The sequence below is a fragment of the Bacteroides caecigallinarum genome, assembly GCF_016901995.1.
In the GTDB taxonomy this organism is placed as follows: Bacteria; Bacteroidota; Bacteroidia; order Bacteroidales; family Bacteroidaceae; genus Phocaeicola; species Phocaeicola cellulolyticus.
Window position 1 is genome coordinate 19,553 of sequence record NZ_JACJLE010000030.1, and the last position, 16,903, is coordinate 36,455.

The 16,903-nt window shown below is 40.0% G+C and carries 13 protein-coding genes and 1 riboswitch; of the genes, 8 read left to right on the plus strand and 5 right to left on the minus strand.

Going from position 1 to position 16,903, the window contains the following annotated elements; genetic code table 11:
- Positions 1–13 precede the first annotated feature (13 nt).
- The 8 genes from mutL (at position 14) to folE (ending at position 7,777) form a co-directional block, all read left to right on the plus strand.
- Positions 14–1,906 (plus strand): DNA mismatch repair endonuclease MutL, encoded by a 1,893-nt coding sequence (gene mutL, locus H6A61_RS08995; RefSeq protein ID WP_204392996.1) that lies wholly within the window; start codon positions 14–16, stop codon positions 1,904–1,906.
- 152 nt (positions 1,907–2,058) lie between these two features.
- Entirely contained in the window at positions 2,059–2,685 is a 627-nt protein-coding gene (locus tag H6A61_RS09000) for a DUF3256 family protein (RefSeq protein ID WP_204392998.1), read from the plus strand.
- Between the two features lie 233 nt (positions 2,686–2,918).
- Positions 2,919–3,827 carry a peptidoglycan DD-metalloendopeptidase family protein gene (locus H6A61_RS09005; RefSeq protein ID WP_204393000.1) on the plus strand — a complete coding sequence of 303 codons (909 nt, stop codon included), beginning with the start codon at positions 2,919–2,921 and terminating at the stop codon, positions 3,825–3,827.
- A 137-nt stretch (positions 3,828–3,964) separates the two neighbouring features.
- Complete coding sequence (locus H6A61_RS09010; protein ID WP_154044174.1) at positions 3,965–4,507, plus strand: DUF1599 domain-containing protein; 543 nt, start codon at positions 3,965–3,967, stop codon at positions 4,505–4,507.
- Positions 4,497–5,819, plus strand: coding sequence for a BT_3928 family protein (locus H6A61_RS09015; protein ID WP_154044175.1), 1,323 nt, complete (start codon positions 4,497–4,499; stop codon positions 5,817–5,819). The genes H6A61_RS09010 and H6A61_RS09015 overlap by 11 nt, the downstream gene beginning before the upstream one ends.
- A gap of 41 nt (positions 5,820–5,860) precedes the next feature.
- Positions 5,861–6,616: a triose-phosphate isomerase gene (gene tpiA, locus H6A61_RS09020; protein WP_154044176.1), complete on the plus strand. Its 756-nt coding sequence runs from the start codon at positions 5,861–5,863 to the stop codon at positions 6,614–6,616.
- A gap of 93 nt (positions 6,617–6,709) precedes the next feature.
- Positions 6,710–7,171: an SPOR domain-containing protein gene (locus H6A61_RS09025; RefSeq protein ID WP_154044177.1), complete on the plus strand. Its 462-nt coding sequence runs from the start codon at positions 6,710–6,712 to the stop codon at positions 7,169–7,171.
- A 27-nt stretch (positions 7,172–7,198) separates the two neighbouring features.
- Complete coding sequence (gene folE, locus H6A61_RS09030; protein ID WP_154044199.1) at positions 7,199–7,777, plus strand: GTP cyclohydrolase I FolE; 579 nt, start codon at positions 7,199–7,201, stop codon at positions 7,775–7,777.
- Here the strand turns inward: folE and dnaG are convergent.
- The 5 genes from dnaG to H6A61_RS09055 all read right to left on the minus strand — a co-directional run bounded on the left by dnaG (position 7,774) and on the right by H6A61_RS09055 (position 16,846).
- Complete coding sequence (gene dnaG, locus H6A61_RS09035; protein WP_204393002.1) at positions 7,774–9,939, minus strand: DNA primase; 2,166 nt, start codon at positions 9,937–9,939, stop codon at positions 7,774–7,776. The two genes, folE and dnaG, sit on opposite strands and share 4 nt — an antisense overlap.
- 102 nt (positions 9,940–10,041) lie before the next feature.
- Positions 10,042–11,043, minus strand: coding sequence for a malate dehydrogenase (locus H6A61_RS09040; protein ID WP_204393004.1), 1,002 nt, complete (start codon positions 11,041–11,043; stop codon positions 10,042–10,044).
- Positions 11,044–12,099: 1,056 nt separating this feature from the next.
- Entirely contained in the window at positions 12,100–12,576 is a 477-nt protein-coding gene (nrdG, locus tag H6A61_RS09045; protein WP_204393006.1) for an anaerobic ribonucleoside-triphosphate reductase activating protein, read from the minus strand.
- A gap of 8 nt (positions 12,577–12,584) precedes the next feature.
- The gene (locus tag H6A61_RS09050; protein ID WP_204393008.1) at positions 12,585–14,972 is read right to left on the minus strand and encodes an anaerobic ribonucleoside triphosphate reductase; all 2,388 of its coding nucleotides are present in this window, start codon (positions 14,970–14,972) and stop codon (positions 12,585–12,587) included.
- Positions 14,973–15,000: 28 nt separating this feature from the next.
- A riboswitch (cobalamin riboswitch) is annotated at positions 15,001–15,182 on the minus strand.
- A gap of 245 nt (positions 15,183–15,427) precedes the next feature.
- Positions 15,428–16,846, minus strand: a complete 1,419-nt coding sequence (locus H6A61_RS09055) for a CCA tRNA nucleotidyltransferase (protein ID WP_204393010.1) — start codon at positions 16,844–16,846, stop codon at positions 15,428–15,430.
- Positions 16,847–16,903: the final 57 nt, after the last annotated feature.

The following is a 16,903-nucleotide window of genomic DNA, read 5'->3' on the forward strand; positions in this document are numbered from 1 at the left end:
AGAAACATAATTTATGAGCGATATAATCCGTTTGTTGCCCGACTCTGTAGCCAATCAGATTGCAGCGGGTGAAGTTATCCAGAGGCCGGCTTCGGTGATAAAGGAACTGGTTGAGAATGCCATTGATGCCGGAGCAGGACATATTGATGTATCTGTGACAGATGCCGGAAAGACATGCATCCAGGTGATAGACAATGGTAAAGGAATGTCGGAAACAGACGCGCGTCTGGCCTTCGAACGCCATGCCACTTCAAAGATACGCGAGGCTTCGGATTTGTTTGCTCTACGGACTATGGGCTTCCGCGGAGAGGCGCTGGCATCTATAGCTGCAGTAGCCGAAGTAGAATTGCGTACAAGGCAGCACGGTGAGGAGTTGGGTACGTCTATTCTGATTTCCGGCTCCAAAGTGGAAAAACAAGAACCGGTGGCATGCCCTGAAGGAAGTAATTTCATAGTGCGAAATTTGTTTTTTAATGTTCCTGCAAGAAGAAAATTTCTCAAATCAAATCAGACTGAACTGAGCAACATAATATCGGAATTCGAAAGAATAGCTCTCGTAAATCCGGAAGTATCGTTCACATTCCATCATAATGGAACGGAAATTCTGAACCTGCCTGCCATACAGCTTAGACAGCGCATAATGGGAGTGTTCGGCAAGAAACTGAACCAGGATCTGTTGTCGCTGGATATCGATACTACTATGGTAAACATTCACGGCTTTATAGGTAAGCCCGAAACGGCCAGAAAGAAAGGTGCACGTCAGTTCTTCTTTGTGAATGGCAGATATATGCGTCATCCTTATTTCCATAAGGCTGTGGCAGATGCATACGAGCATCTTATTCCGGTAGGTGAACAAGTGTCTTATTTTATATATTTTGATGTGGATCCTGCCAATATAGATGTCAATATCCATCCTACCAAGACCGAAATAAAGTTTGAGAATGAACAAGCCATCTGGCAGATATTATCTGCGGCTGTAAAGGAAACATTAGGCAGATTTAATGCCGTACCTTCGATAGATTTTGATACCGAGGGTATGCCTGATATTCCAGCCATTGATATGGCCGGTTCAATAGGAAGTGAACTTCCGCCTACTTCGTATGACCCTTCATATAATCCGTTCAACCAATCGTCTTCTATTGTTCCCCCGTCGTCTTATTCTTCAGCAAGCAAGAAAAAGACAGAATGGGAGCCATTCTATCAAGGATTGGAGAGACAGACACGTACTGTGGAGGAAGATGTGAGTCCTTTCTCAGAAGAAAACGTTTTCTCGGGAAAATTTCATGAGGATGCAGAAGAGGCTACCATATATGATGAGCATCCGGATGCTGTCATTACGGAAAAAGCTGCGCAGCATTATCAGTACAAAGGAACATACATTCTTACTTCGGTGAAATCCGGACTTATGATTATCGACCAGCATAGGGCACACGTAAGGATACTGTATGACAAGTATATGGATCAGATACAGAAACACGTAGGATTGTCACAGCGTATGCTGTTTCCCGACATGATTCATTTTTCACCTTCCGAAGTTCCTGTACTGGAAGAAATTATGGATGATTTGACATCATTGGGATTTGAACTCAGTCCGCTTGGTGGAGGAACATATTCCATTAATGGTGTACCTGCCGATATTGAGGGACTCAATCCTGAACAGCTGATAACTAATATTGTTCATTCGGCAATAGAGAAAGGCTGTAAGGTGAAAGAAGAGGTTCAAAGCATGATTGCACTTTCAATGGCACGTGCTTCTGCCATTGTTGCTGGTCAGGTGCTTTCCAACGATGAAATGAATGCTTTGGTTGACGGGCTGTTCTCTGCTCCGGCACCAAATTATACACCAGACGGAAAGACTGTTCTTGCACTTATGAATGATGATGATATAGAGAAACTTTTCCGTTGAAAGCATATATCCTGCTGCTGACAGCTGTGAGCAGAGCTTCTGACAATTGTCGGTAGCATTGCCGACCTTGGTCTGCACCACTGCCGACAATTGTCGGTACCAGAATATATCAAGGAGTTTCGATGTTTATTAAATGCTTTTAAAATATAAATATGAGATTAATTCTATTGTTTTCTATACTTTTAAGCCTTTCGGCTAATGCACAAAATATAAACTCAGTATTCGTTTCAATGCCTGACTCACTTTCTCCGCTACTGACTAAGGTAAACCGTCAGGACTTTGCCGATTTCCTGTCATCGGGAATGAAGGCTGTAGTAAAGAACAGATTCGGAGGTCAATCGGAAATGCTTAAGCTTACGGACGATTATCTGAAGCTTAAAACCACAGAGGCATCATCAGAGGAAATGAAACTGTTGCCATTGAATGATTCGGTAAATGTGGTTTGTGTGGTAAAAACATACAACGGACCAGCAGAAGACAGTCAGGTATATTTCTATTCTACCGACTGGAAAGAATTGCCGTTGCATAACTTTATTTCTCTTCCGGGACATGAGGATTTCTATAAATCTTCTAATGACAGTGTAAGCACAGTTTCAAGAGAAGATTTCGCCAATGAAATGTATATAATGAAAGCTGAATTGTCAGACAAGGACAATAGTATTGTATTCAAGTGTAATACTCTTGAAGCTATGGGCAAGGAAAGTGCCGATATCATGAAGCCATATACAGTGGATTCATTAAAATTCAATTGGAATGCCGGAAAGTATGTAAAGGAATAGTAACATCTAAATTTGCTCAAAATATGTTACTCAACATATAATACTTGTTTTTACGTATATAGTGTATGAAAATACGTAAAAAATGCTTAATCTGACTTGCCTCGCTCCACAAAAAAACTTATCTTTACAAGGATTTTTTGAAAACCTTTTTAGTTTTGAGTTGTTAGGTATAAGGGATAATATGTATAAAACGTGTATTTCTTATACTCATATATAAAAATATTAACTGTAAAATGCTTATTAAAATTCTTAGAACATTATCGGTCGCAGCTTTTGCTTTGGTGTCTGTAAATACTTCGGCACAGGACTTGTTGGCCAAGCAGGCACCCATAGATAGGAAGCTAAAGTCTGTTGACTCACTAGCTTTGGTACGTCAGATTGAAACAGAACAAGCCTTCTACCCGGCTTATTCGCTTTATCCGGAATGGAGCAATGAAAGGGTTCATGCCTACGGAAACAAAGTGACTGTACCGGATACTTTCAGAATAGATTTAACAGGCTTCTGTATGCCTACACCACATACAAAGATTACTTCGAAGTGTGGTCCCAGATGGAGACGTATGCACAACGGACTTGACATAAAGGTATATATCGGCGATACAATACGTGCGGCGTTCAGCGGTAGAGTAAGAATCGTGAGATATGAACGTTCTGGTTATGGTAAGTATGTGGTAATTCGCCATGATAACGGACTTGAAACAATCTATGGTCACCTTTCGAAGCAGCTAGTCAAGGAAGACCAGTTCGTAAAGGCTGGCGAGGTAATAGGTCTGGGGGGGAATACAGGACGTTCAACAGGTTCGCATCTTCATTTCGAAACAAGATTGCTCGGTCAGGTAATCAATCCTGAGTTCCTTTTCGATTTTCCAAAACAGGATATTGTGGCAGACAGCTATCTATTCATAAAGGGAGCCAATATGTATAATTATCAGCGTACAAGAGCGTTGGCTGCACTAAAGAACGGTGACATGAAGAAGGTTACAGCAGCCGCTAACTCCATACGTTATCATAAAATTAAAAGTGGTGACACTTTGGGCTCAATATCAAGAAAATATCATATCTCAATTGACAAGCTGTGTAGCATGAACGGTATAAAACGTAATACAGTTCTCAGAATCGGACAGGTGTTGCGTTGTTCATAATTCTGTATAATACTTTAATATAGAATCTTATTTGACGTTTATATGATTAAAAAAGGTGGAATGCAAAAGCATTTCCACCTTTTTTATTATGTGTTTATACGAAAAATAAGTAACTTTGCCACATATTCAATTGGTTTATGAAAGATACTAAACAACAGTTTGAACACGTTATAGAAATATGTCGTAGCCTTTACGAAAAGAAATTGCATGATTATGGCGCAGCGTGGCGCATCATGCGTCCGTCTTCGGTAACAGACCAGATATTCATAAAGGCTAACCGCATCCGCAGTATAGAAGTGAAGGGTGTTGCCCTTATCGACGAAGGTATCCGTTCGGAATTCATAGCAATAGTAAATTATGGTATAATAGGACTTATCCAGTTGGAACTGGGTTTTGCCGAGACTAACGATATGAGCATAGAGCGTGCGCTTGAGATGTATGACAAATACGCAAAGAAAGCATTGGAGCTTATGTTGGCAAAAAACCATGATTACGATGAGGCTTGGCGCAGTATGCGTATATCGTCATATACGGACTTGATTCTTATGAAGATATACAGAACCAAACAGATAGAAGAACTTGGTGGTGAGACATTGGTTTCGGAAGGAGTGGATGCCAACTACATGGATATGATTAACTATTCGGTGTTCGGATTAATAAAACTTGAGTTTGGAGAATAAGTATATACATAGGGCTGTTTATGTAGGCGTAAATATATGTCGCTTCCTCTTGGCTATAGTATTCCTGTTTTCGGGATTCATTAAAGCCAATGATCCGATGGGAACAGTCTATAAAGTAGAGGACTATTTTGAAGCTTTCGGGCTGGCCGGATGGATTTCCGGTTTTGTACCTTATCTTATAGCCTGGATAATGGCTATAGTGGAATTTACTTTAGGTTCTTACCTCCTGTTTGGGATACGACGTAAATTGGCTTCAATATCCTGTCTGCTTTTTATGCTTGTAATGACTCCTCTTACGTTGTGGCTTGCTGTTTCCAATCCTATTTCAGATTGCGGATGTTTCGGAGATGCCGTTCATTTGTCAAATTGGGATACTTTTTGGAAGAATGTAGTCCTTCTTCTGGCGTCAGTATTTGTCTTTGTGCGTAACAGGAGTGTATTCAAGTTAGTGACTGATAAGGTGGATTGGCTGGTAGCAATGTACAGTACTGTCTTTATATTTCTGTTCACATATTTCACCCTTAATCATTTACCGGTATTTGACTTTCGTCCGTATCATATAGGGGCTGACATCAAGGCTGGAATGGAGATACCTGAGGGGGTGAAACTTCCTGTTTATGAAACCATATTTACATACCAGAAAGATGGTGTGAAGAAGGATTTTACTATAGATAATTTCCCGACCGATACCACATGGACATTTGTAGAGTCGCAGACTGTACTGAAAGAAAAGGGCTATGAACCGCCAATCAAGGATTTTGTTGTGATATCGAATGACGATGGCGCTGATATAACTGAAGAAATTCTGAATAGTAACTATGTTTTTCTTCTGGTTTCGCCATGGCTTGAAAAGGCTGATGACAGTTCAATGGATCTGATAAACGAAGTGTATGATTATTCGTTGGATCATGGCTATAAGTTCTATTGTGTAACAGCATCATCGGATGAAGCTATATCAAGATGGCAGGATTATACTGGAGCGGAATATCCGTTTGCCACAATGGACGAGATAACGCTGAAAACCATTATTCGTTCCAATCCGGGTATGATATTGTTGAAAGACGGTGTGGTGATAAGAAAATGGAGTAATTTTTCTTTGCCTGACGAGTATCAGCTGTCTGGGCCTTTGGAGGAACTTCCTATAGGACAACTTGACGATAATACATTCTGGACAAAGGTTACAGAAATGTTGGTTTGGTTCTTCGGACCGTTGATATTGTTCATAATCATAGATTTGATATGGTTGAACATACACAGAAAGAAAAAGTTTATTCCTGCTCCAAATAAAGGAGTAAATGAAAAGAAAGATTGATTATAACCTTTTATATTTAACTATTTAATTATTTCAACAAGATGAGAAAAAACATTGTAGCAGGTAACTGGAAAATGAACAAGAACCTGCAAGAAGGTATTGCTTTGGCAAAAGAATTGAATGAAGTTTTGACTGCTGACAAGCCAAACTGCGACGTGATAATCTGTACTCCGTTCATCCACTTGGCTTCTGTAACTCCTATCGTTGACAGCTCAATCATCGGTGTAGGTGCAGAAAACTGTGCAGACAAAGTTTCTGGTGCATATACAGGTGAAGTTTCTGCAGAAATGGTAGCTTCTACAGGTGCTCAGTACGTAATCCTTGGTCACTCTGAACGTCGTGCTTACTATCACGAAACAGTAGAAATCCTTGAAGAAAAAGTTAAACTTGCTTTGGCTAACAACTTGAAGCCAATCTTCTGTATCGGTGAAGTTCTTGAAGAACGCGAAGCTAACAAGCAGAATGAAGTAGTTGAAGCTCAGCTTGCTTCTGTATTCTCTTTGTCAGCTGAAGATTTCGGTAAAGTAATCTTGGCTTACGAACCAGTTTGGGCTATCGGTACAGGTAAGACTGCTACTCCAGAACAGGCTCAGGAAATCCACGCTCACATCCGTTCATTGGTTGCTGCTAAATACGGTAAGGAAGTTGCTGAAAACACATCTATCCTTTATGGTGGTAGCTGCAAACCTTCTAACGCTAAGGAATTGTTCGCTAATCCTGATGTTGACGGTGGTCTTATTGGTGGAGCTGCTTTGAAAGCTGCTGACTTCAAGGGTATCATCGACGCATTCAAATAATTTATTGCAGACACAGGTCTGTAGTTTAAATAATATGGCAGTATTCCGGAAGTTATGTCCGGAATACTGTCTTTAAAAATTCAATCAACCGGTATGATGAAATATTTTTTATCTTTAGTCTTTACTGTCTCATCGGGAATTGCCGTGGCACAGAGTAATATAGTGGAAAGTTTGCAGACAAACGTTCCCGGTCAAGGTAAGGTGACTGTACATCAGGATGCCCAGATAACCGATATGATAGGCAAACGTTTTGTCAGGACTGGCTCTTCTGAAGCGCAGAGAGTTATAAAAACACGCGGATATCGTGTACAGGTCTATGCTGGCAATAATTCCCGTCAGGCCAGAGATGAGGCTAACATTGTGGCAGAGAAGGTTAAGGAAAAGTTTCCAGATATGCCGGTATATACATTTTTCCAACCGCCTCGCTGGTTATGCAGAGTGGGCGACTATAAAAGTATAGAAGAGGCCCATGTAGCAATGAGACAGCTGAAAGCTGAAGGAAGTTTTAAGGAAGTGGCAATAGTGCGTGAACAGATAAATATTCCTATAGAATAATATATACAGATGATGATGACAACCGATATGATAAACTGGCCTGAAGAGAAGGTTCAGAAATTGATGGGGCATTACAGGGAGATATTGTCATTGCTTGGAGAAGATCCTGAGCGTGAAGGACTTCTGAAAACACCGGAACGTGTTGCAAAAGCAATGTTGACTCTTACAAGAGGATATGAAATGGATCCGAAAGCAGTGCTTAATGCAGCGAAATTCCAGGAAGAATACAGTCAGATGGTCATCGTGAAGGACATAGATTTCTTCTCTTTATGCGAACATCACATGCTTCCTTTCTATGGTAAGGCTCATGTAGCTTATATCCCTAACGGATACATAACAGGATTAAGCAAGATAGCACGAGTGGTGGATATCTTCTCGCATCGTTTGCAGGTGCAGGAACGAATGACTCTGCAGATTAAGGAGTGTATTCAGGAAACATTGAATCCGCTTGGAGTGATGGTTGTTGTAGAAGCCAAACACATGTGTATGCAGATGCGTGGTGTAGAGAAGCAGAATTCAATAACCACAACATCCGATTTTACAGGAGCTTTTAATCAGGCAAAGACTCGTGAGGAGTTCATGAATCTTATCAGAAACAACCATTAATAGAGGCTGGTGGTACGATCGCCTGCATCTTTCAGAATCATATTCTGTGTTTCTGTCAAATCTTTGAAATGTGCCATTATTTCTGCGCATTTCTCCGGATTGGAAGCTACGGCAGGATCGTTCAGTGCTTGAAGGGTATGTTTCATCTCTTCCTTTAAAATAGAAATCTTAAAATCCAGCAGCAGGCGGGGAACTAGTTCGTAGAGACGTTCTTCGTCTGTTATTATTTTCTGGCCTTTAGAATGATAATTGCTAAGCTGGTACCTGTCGCTCGACATGTCGGCAGCAACCTTGCTTATCTGCGGATCCGGATTTGACAGGAAATATCTCTCTGCCACAAAGTTTTCATTGTGTACGTTCTCTTCCGCTTCCTTAAGTATCTTTCTGTGTATAGGATTGTGGAACTGTATGTCGTCAACTTTCAGATTGTATGCAATATATTCAGTTACGGTGAATGGCTGTTCATTGCCTTCTTCGTCTTCTACACAGCACACTACTTTCTCTCCATATCTGATAATCATTTTCACAAGACTTTCTTCCTGCTTGTAGAAAACCTTGTTCTCATTTCCCTGTGCAGGGATGTATGATGAATATGTGTCAACCGGTGATATCTCTTCCGGCATTAATTCTGGAGGGGGTATATTTCCTTCAGGTGGAAGAACGGGAGTTTCATTTCTATCAATAGTAGGATTGCTCACAGGTGGAACAATATCTGCAGTATTGTTACTCTTTGTATTACTGTCTGAAGCAATTTCCTCTTCCTGTTGCGTAGTGGAGATTGCCTGCTGCCTTCTGTTGTATTCCTCTCTCTGTCTCTTTCTTTCTTCTTCCTTTTCCTTACTTTCTGCTGCCTGTTCAATAAGTTTGACTGTAGCTTCAACCAGGATTTTTTCATCCATTTTAAGCAGCTGGCTGCACTCTCTGATATATACAGAACGGACTATGCTGTCGGGAATGACCGATATACTTTTTACTATGCTTGAAATCAGTTCAGCCCTTTTAATAGGATCTTTGCCTGCCTCTTCCATAAGCAGGTTGGTTTTGAAGCGTATAAAGTCAACTTCATTATTATTGATGTATGCCTGATATTCCGTAGCATTATGCTTTCTGGCGAAGCTGTCAGGATCCTCACCGTCTGGAAGCAGACATACCTTTATATTCATACCTTCTTCCAAAAGCATGTCAATACCGCGGATACTGGCTTTTATACCTGCACCGTCGCCATCGTATAACACTGTGATGTTGTTCGTAAATCTGTGTATCAGTCTTATCTGATCTGATGTAAGTGCTGTTCCTGATGATGCCACTACGTTCTCAATACCGCTCTGATGCATTGAGATAACGTCTGTGTAGCCTTCCACAAGGAAGCATCTGTCCTGGCGGATTATTGACTGTTTGGCAAAGTATATTCCGTACAGCTCCTTGCTCTTATGATAGATTTCTGATTCAGGAGAGTTGACGTACTTCATCTGTACGTTTTTTGTTGCAGCGCTGAGTACACGTCCTCCGAATGCAACAACTTTTCCGGTGATGTTGTGAACCGGGAAAATCACACGTCCCCAGAAACGGTCGCGTATGGTTTTTCCGTCGTCCTTCATGTAGCACAGTCCGGTTTTGAGTAACAATTCTTGCTTGTATCCTTTCTGTACTGCTGTTTTAGCCAATGCATCTTTTGACTCAGTACAATATCCAAGCTGGAATTTCTTGATAATATCGTCACGGAATCCTCTCTGGCGGAAATAAGTCATACCAATGCTTTGTCCGTCAATGTTGTTGTATAAAATGTCCTGAAAATATTCTGCTGCAAACTGGTTGACAAGGAAAAGACTTTCTCTCAGACTTTGAGACTGCTTTTCCTCCTTTGTAAGCTCTCTTTCCTTTATTTCGATATTATACTTCTTTGCGAGCCATTTCAGAGCCTCATAGTACGACAGTTGTTCGTGTTCCATTATGAAATGTACCGCGTTTCCACCTTTTCCGCAGCTGAAGCATTTGCATACTCCCTTGCTTGGAGAAACGCTGAACGATGGAGTCTTTTCATTATGGAAAGGACACAAACCTACGTAGTTGACTCCACGTTTGCGCAGAGTAACGAAGTCGGAAACAACATCAACTATTTGTGCTGCATCAAGAATTCTGTCTATGGTGGCCTGATCTATCATATTAGCTGCAAAAGTACATAAAAAAATATGATTTATGGGTATAAAAATAGGGGAAACCACATTTAGCGGTTTCCCCTGATATAATTTAAAACCTGTATATTATTATTTAATATTTGGGTTCAATGCGTTCCATTCTGATACTGGAGGAAGAACGCCCATAGCGATAACTTCGTCACGAAGAGCGCACAAGTGTTCGTAGCTCTTATCCAAAGCAGCCTGTTCTTCAGCTGTTCCGTTCAAAGCAGCGCAGTGGCAACCTTCAGTGTCGATAGAAGTTTCCCACGCCATCATGATGTGGTCATACTTATCATTTGATACGTACGTACCAGCTGGCCAACGGAATGCTTTACCACCCATAGCAGCACCAATCATTTCGATAGAAACGTATGATGGGCTCTGGAATGAAGAACGTCCGCGGAGGTTGATGATGTTAGCACCACCCTTAGTTACTTTCTGCTGGATTTCAGCCCACTGTTCTTTAGTCAAAGCATCTGTACCGATGATGTCAGTCAAAGCTTTGCCGTTAACTTTAGCTGTAGAAGCGAATACAGCCATCTGTTCGCCATGACCACCATATGTACGGCAGTTTTCAACAGCGTCCATAGAAATACCGAAGTGTTTAGCTAATTCGCTGCGAAGACGAGTAGAGTCAAGAGCTGCAAGAGTTGTAACCTGACCTGGCTTCAAACCTGAGTACAACAAAGTGATAAGACCAGTGATATCAGCTGGGTTGAAGATGATAACAATGTGTTTTACATCTGGGCAGTAAGCCTTAACGTTCTTACCGAATTCTTCAGCGATAGCTGCATTACCTTTAAGAAGGTCTTCACGAGTCATACCTGCTTTACGAGCAGCACCACCTGAGTTAACGATATATTTAGCACCTGTCAAAGCTTCTTTGATATCAGAAGTGAAAGTGATGTTTACACCTTCAAAGCCGCAGTGGAACAATTCTTCTGCTACACCTTCCAAACCTGGAGCGTATGGGTCGTACAAGCAGATGTTATTAGTCAAGCCCATCATGATTGCAGTCTGAGCCATGTTAGAACCGATCATACCGGCAGCACCTACGATAGTAAGTTTTTCGTTTGTTACAAATTCCATAATTCTAATTATTTATGTTATGTTATAAAAGTGTTTTTATTGTCTGTTTTTCTTTCTTGCGCTACAAAGTTAAGAAATAATCGAAGAAATAACAGATTTACCGATGGCAAATAAATAGTATTTTCTGTGCTTTTATACTTAATTACGGAAAAAAATCATTATTTCATTTTAGTTGTATTGAAATTGTAATGATGATGTTGCAATTATGGATATTGATAACTTGTGTGTATTTCGTATCTTGAGAGATTGTATATGATTTCTTGATGAATGTTCGAACTTATTATATAAAGAGAAAAGTTAGATTGATTAGAATTAAAATAAAAAAAGGCGTCATTCATCATCTTGAATGCCGCCGGCTTCCTGAAAGAACCCCCCAATTTAGGGTTCTTTGTTTCTTTGGTTTTTCTAGTCTTAATTGTTATCCTTTTTAATCTTTTCTTTTTACCTTAGCACTAAACCTATTGATCTTTTTACCTTTTATCCTTAAACTGAAAACCTTTTACCTTTTTACTAATACCTTTAACTTTAAACCTAATACCTAATCTTTACTTTAAACTAATAACCTTTATCTAATACCTTTTTATTTTTATACCTTAAGTAAGTCTAATACCTTAAATGTTTTGTGCTATTTATTAATTTACTCTCTGGTTTCACAACCACGATACAAAGGTATGGATATTTTTTTATTCTGCAATAAGTTGTGATTGTTTTTTATATTAATATATGTTTTTCTTGATTTATATCATGTTTTCGTGTATGTAGGCTCCGTGCCCGCGAACGGAAAAACACAATTAAGTATGTATTATGGTTAATCTTGTGTTTTAGTTGATAAAATTGCAATTAAAAAACGGAGTTTGAAGCGATAATGTTAATTTTAAGATTATATACGGTATTTGATATTTGTGTTGTATAACATATTATATACACCTTATGCCTTCAAATTTGAAAACGTAATAATTATGCGATACAATGTGTATATATATGTTCTTTTATAAAGAAAACAAGGACTGGAGAACTTCCGTAATGGTTTCTTCAGTCCTTTGTATATGGCTTTTCTTATTGTTTAAGTAGTTTCTTAAGGTGTAATATCCTTTGATTGCTGCTTCCTCTGAATTCAAGGGTAGGGGAGTATAAGCTTTCTTCAAATCTCCCATCTACAAGTACATCTATATATTGCAGTAAATTCTTTCTTCTGTTATCGTTTATGAGTTCTTCCAGTGTATAACCGGTGTAGCACCATATATTCAATCCTGTTGATTTACGAACTTTTTCTAGAACATTACCGAATTCTTCAGGATTAAAGAAAGGATCTCCTCCTGTAAAAGTTACTCCGTCTAGTAGATGATTACCGTTTATTTCCTTTATTATTCTTTCTAATGCTTCTTCGGTAAGTGGTTTCCCTGCTTTGGGATTCCACGATTCAGGATTATGGCATCCTTTGCAACGGTGACTGCATCCGGCCAGATAAATAGAATACCGGATGCCGTCTCCATCGACTATTGTTTCAGGATATGTATATAAATAATGTAGCATGTTTCAGATTAGGCATGTTTTACCCTGTCGCGTTCTTCTGCACGTTTTGCCGAGTTCCAGCTGTTCAAATCACCTGTCAGGTAACCTGTGATACGGCGCATGCGGAGTATGTTCTCGCTGTTACATATCGGACATTTGCTGTAGATCACACCTCTGTATCCACAGTTGTGGCATGTATCAACCGGATGGTTTATCGAACCGTATCCAATGCCCTCGTCGTTCATTACTTTTACTATTTTGGCTATGGCTTTTACGTTTTTCTGCGCCTCACCGTCCAGTTCTACGTATGTGATGTGTCCTCCAAGGGTAAGTGCATGGAAAGGAGCCTCACATTTAATTTTGTCAACGATGTTGATAGGCTCTTTTACATCAACATGGAATGAATTGACGTAATAATCTCTGTCATTTACTCCTTCTATAATACCATATTTGCGCTTGTCCATCTTTGTGAATCTCCCAGACAGGCCTTCTGCAGGAGTGGCAAGGACAGAGTAGTTGAGATGATATTTTTCTTTATATCTCTTGGCTACCTCGTTCATTTTCTCTACAGCTTCGTAAAGGGTATCCCATGATTTTTTGTTGTGTCCGTGTCCCTGGCCGTAGAGTGCAACCATTGCGTTGTGACCTCCGATGAAACCTATACCAAGTGTTCCCTGATTCAGTATGTCACCGACTTCTTCATTTGGATTTACATTGCATCCGCCTTTCCAAACGTTGTTGCCCATCATGAACGGGAATTGTCTTGCCAAGGCTGTCTTCTGATACTGGTATCTTGAATAAAGCTGTTCGGCGATCATTTCTGCCATCTCTTCTACCGACTGAAGGAATACTTCTTTGGCTTTTTGTTCAATAGCCTCCTTGTTGTTTGAATCGATAATACTTTCTGCCTTAATTCTGGCTTCTATAGCCAGTCTTGGCATATTCATCGTGGTGAATGACAGGTTTCCTCTTCCCAGTGATGTCTTTTCGCCATTAATGTTTTCGAATACTCTTGTGCGGCATCCCATTGTGGCAAGCTCGTATTTATATCTGTGTGGATCATCGGCTTTCCATAATTCATGTTTGTTGAATGGAGTATCAAGGAACATGAAGTTAGGAAATAAAGCCTTGGCTGTGGTACGACATGCTTTTAGGAAAAGGTCGAAGTTTGGTGCCTTGAACTGTAGCTTTCCTTCCATTGCGGCATCGAAGTCGCTCATTGCAAGTTGATAATCCTCTTCCGAATATGATACTCCATCCTTTATCTTGAAAATTTGTATCGGGAATACAGGAACTTCACCGTGAGCTCCAAGACCTTCTATTGTAGATTTAAGCAACTCTTCTATAACCATTCTTCCTTCTGCCGACGTGTCTGTACCATAGTTTATAGAACTGAAAACTACTTGGTTACCGCCTCTTGAGTGCATCGTATTAAGATTGTGGATAAAACCTTCCATCGCCTGGTGAGTATCTTTGCGAGTACGTTCGTTTGCCTTGTTTAATATATGTTCCAGGTCTCCCTTTTCTATGCTTGCACCTATGGATTTTAGCTCCTCTATAAGGTTGTTTTTATCATCTTCAGACGGGATTATTGTCATGAGATGCTTTTTTACACGGTCTTTCAGAGTCTCTTCTGTTATGTCAATGCCTTTCATTTCCATAAAGAAAGACATGATTGAAGCTACACTCTTCTGGTAGCTTTTCAGAACTCCTTTGGCCATAAAGAAATCGAATGCCGGTATTGCTTGTCCTCCGTGCTGTTCGTTCTGGTTGGTCTGGAAGATTATAGTAGCAAGAGTGGCATAACTTTGTATAGACTGTGGAGTACGTATGCTTCCGTTCTTTGTGTGAAATCCTCTCTCGAACAAGTCTTCCAGATCATACTGTATGCATGTGGTAGTCTTTGTCGGATAATAGTCCAGGTCGTGAATATGAATATCACCCAACTGGTGTGCCTCTGCATATTTTTTAGGCAGAAGGTACTTGTAAGTATAGTCTTTTGTAATTTCAGATGCAAAAGTCATCATCTGCCCGGCCGGAGTATGGCTTGACATGTTGGCGTTGCTAAGGTTGACATCATTCTTGTCGATAGCTACAATACCATCCATGATATGTTTGATTTTCGTCTTGCGGTCGCGTTCGGTGTTTCTCCACTGCCTGTAGATGATATATTTTTTCGCTACTTCCGGTCTTACTTTCATCAATTCCATTTCTACAAGGTCCTGTATTTCTTCCACACCTATGGTAGGCGTATTGAAATGGTTGATTACCCTTTGTGTTATTTCGTCGATAAGGGTTTCGCAGTCTGTAAGATCTGATGCTACGAAAGCTTTTGTAATGGCGTTGTAGATTTTTGCAGATGAGAAGTTTTCCCGCTTCCCGTCTCTTTTGATGATGCAGATGTCTTTTGTTTCCATTTTTTTGTCTTTTAAATCATACAATTGTTTGTTTTTTCTTTTCAGGGCAGGTCTTCTGACTGATCTTTCCGCGGAACACCTTCCCGCCAATGAGGCAGTGGTCGGAATAACCTTGTTCCGTTTCATCAAGAATCACAGCAGCGGGTACTGTTACCGATTTTCACGGTATTCCCTTTTGAGACTGATGTCACTCTGAAAAGTATTGCAAAGCTATAAACAAATTTCTGAAATAAAAAACATCAAAATGTTTGGAATTTACAAAAATGGAAATTTTTAATTCTTGAAAATGCTCTAGAGTGGTCTGTGGACGAAGTTTGTGGGAAATTATATTTGATGTGGATTTAAAATATATTAGATTTTTGGTAATTTTGTTTTAGGTTTTGCTTTAGTCTTGTGAAGATTTATCATCCTGTATATTACAATAATACTACAGGATGATAAAAATTGGGATTATATTATTCATTAACAGGTTTCAAGCCCATCTTTTTTGCTTTTTCCATCATATATTCAAATGCTGCATCGTGTTCGTTAGGTATTACACCGTCCAGAATAGCATCTTTGATATAACTTTTCAAGTCACCTATTTCGCGGCAAGGCTGTAAGTTGAAAACTCTCATAATCTCAGCTCCATCTACAGGTGGTTGGAAATTTCTTATCCTGTCTTTTTCTTCAAGGTCTTTCAGCTTTTGTCTTACAAGCTTGAAATTGTCCAGGAAACGTTGTTTTCTGGCTTCGTTCTTAGAGGTGATATCCGCTTCACACAGACACATCAGATCGTCAATATCGTCACCTGCTTCAAAGAGTAGTCGTCTTACTGCAGAATCAGTAACCTCTTCGTCGGCTATTACTATAGGACGCATGTGGAGGCTCACCATTTTCTGGACATATTTCATCTTCTCGTTCATGGGAAGTTTCATTTTCCTGAATATGTCCGGTATCATCTTCTCACCGATGTAGTTATGGTTATGGAAAGTCCATCCGGCTTTCTGTTCCCATCTTTTTGTTTTGGGTTTGCCTATGTCATGAAGCAGGGCAGACCATCTGAGCCACAGATTGTCTGTAGCTTTCGATATATTGTCGAGTACTTCAAGCGTGTGATAAAAATTATCCTTATGGGCTCTTCCGTTTCTTGTCTCTACACCTTGTAAGGCACATAGCTCAGGGAATATAAGTTCCAGAAGCCCGCATCTGTCAAGATCTACGAATCCTTTCGACGGTATAGGAGATAATATTATTTTATTCAGTTCGTCTGCTATACGTTCCTTTGATATAATCTTGATACGTTCCTTATTTCTTCCTAAAGCATCGAATGTCTCGTCCTCTATGTAGAAGTTCAGCTGTGTGGCAAAACGGATACATCTCATCATTCGCAGAGGGTCATCGCTGAATGTTATGTCCGGATCAAGAGGGGTTCTTATGATTCTGTCTTTAAGATCCTCCATACCGTCAAATGGGTCAACCAACTCGCCGAAACGGTCTTTGTTCAGGCAGACGGCCATAGCGTTTATTGTAAAATCTCGTCTGTTCTGGTCATCCTCCAGTGTTCCGTTTTCCACTATTGGCTTTCTGCTGTCGTGGCTATATGATTCTTTTCTTGCACCTACAAATTCCACTTCGATGTCTCTGAATTTCACCTGTGCTGTTCCGAAATTCTTGAACACCGAAACATTAGCTCCTTTGCCTAATTTTTTGCCTAGTGCCTGTGCTATTTCTATACCGCTTCCTACCACTACCACATCAATATCCTTTGAATGTCGTTTCAGGAATATATCTCGCACATAGCCTCCTACTACATAGCATTCCAACCCTAGTTCGTCTGCAGTTTCGGATATTATACTAAATATTTTATCGGAGAAATGTTCTTTTAATTCCATATATAGAAATCTGTTGTTTGAAGTGCAAAGGTACAAAAATGTCTTTTTTCTGCAATA

Coding starts and splice junctions, on each gene's coding strand:
- mutL (WP_204392996.1), top strand. CDS start 14: ATGAGCGATATAATCCGTTTGTTGCCCGACTCTGTAGCCAATCAGATT.
- H6A61_RS09000 (WP_204392998.1), top strand. CDS start 2,059: ATGAGATTAATTCTATTGTTTTCTATACTTTTAAGCCTTTCGGCTAAT.
- H6A61_RS09005 (WP_204393000.1), top strand. CDS start 2,919: ATGCTTATTAAAATTCTTAGAACATTATCGGTCGCAGCTTTTGCTTTG.
- H6A61_RS09010 (WP_154044174.1), top strand. CDS start 3,965: ATGAAAGATACTAAACAACAGTTTGAACACGTTATAGAAATATGTCGT.
- tpiA (WP_154044176.1), top strand. CDS start 5,861: ATGAGAAAAAACATTGTAGCAGGTAACTGGAAAATGAACAAGAACCTG.
- H6A61_RS09025 (WP_154044177.1), top strand. CDS start 6,710: ATGATGAAATATTTTTTATCTTTAGTCTTTACTGTCTCATCGGGAATT.
- folE (WP_154044199.1), top strand. CDS start 7,199: ATGATAAACTGGCCTGAAGAGAAGGTTCAGAAATTGATGGGGCATTAC.
- dnaG (WP_204393002.1), bottom strand. CDS start 9,939: ATGATAGATCAGGCCACCATAGACAGAATTCTTGATGCAGCACAAATA.
- H6A61_RS09040 (WP_204393004.1), bottom strand. CDS start 11,043: ATGGAATTTGTAACAAACGAAAAACTTACTATCGTAGGTGCTGCCGGT.
- nrdG (WP_204393006.1), bottom strand. CDS start 12,576: ATGCTACATTATTTATATACATATCCTGAAACAATAGTCGATGGAGAC.
- H6A61_RS09050 (WP_204393008.1), bottom strand. CDS start 14,972: ATGGAAACAAAAGACATCTGCATCATCAAAAGAGACGGGAAGCGGGAA.
- H6A61_RS09055 (WP_204393010.1), bottom strand. CDS start 16,846: ATGGAATTAAAAGAACATTTCTCCGATAAAATATTTAGTATAATATCC.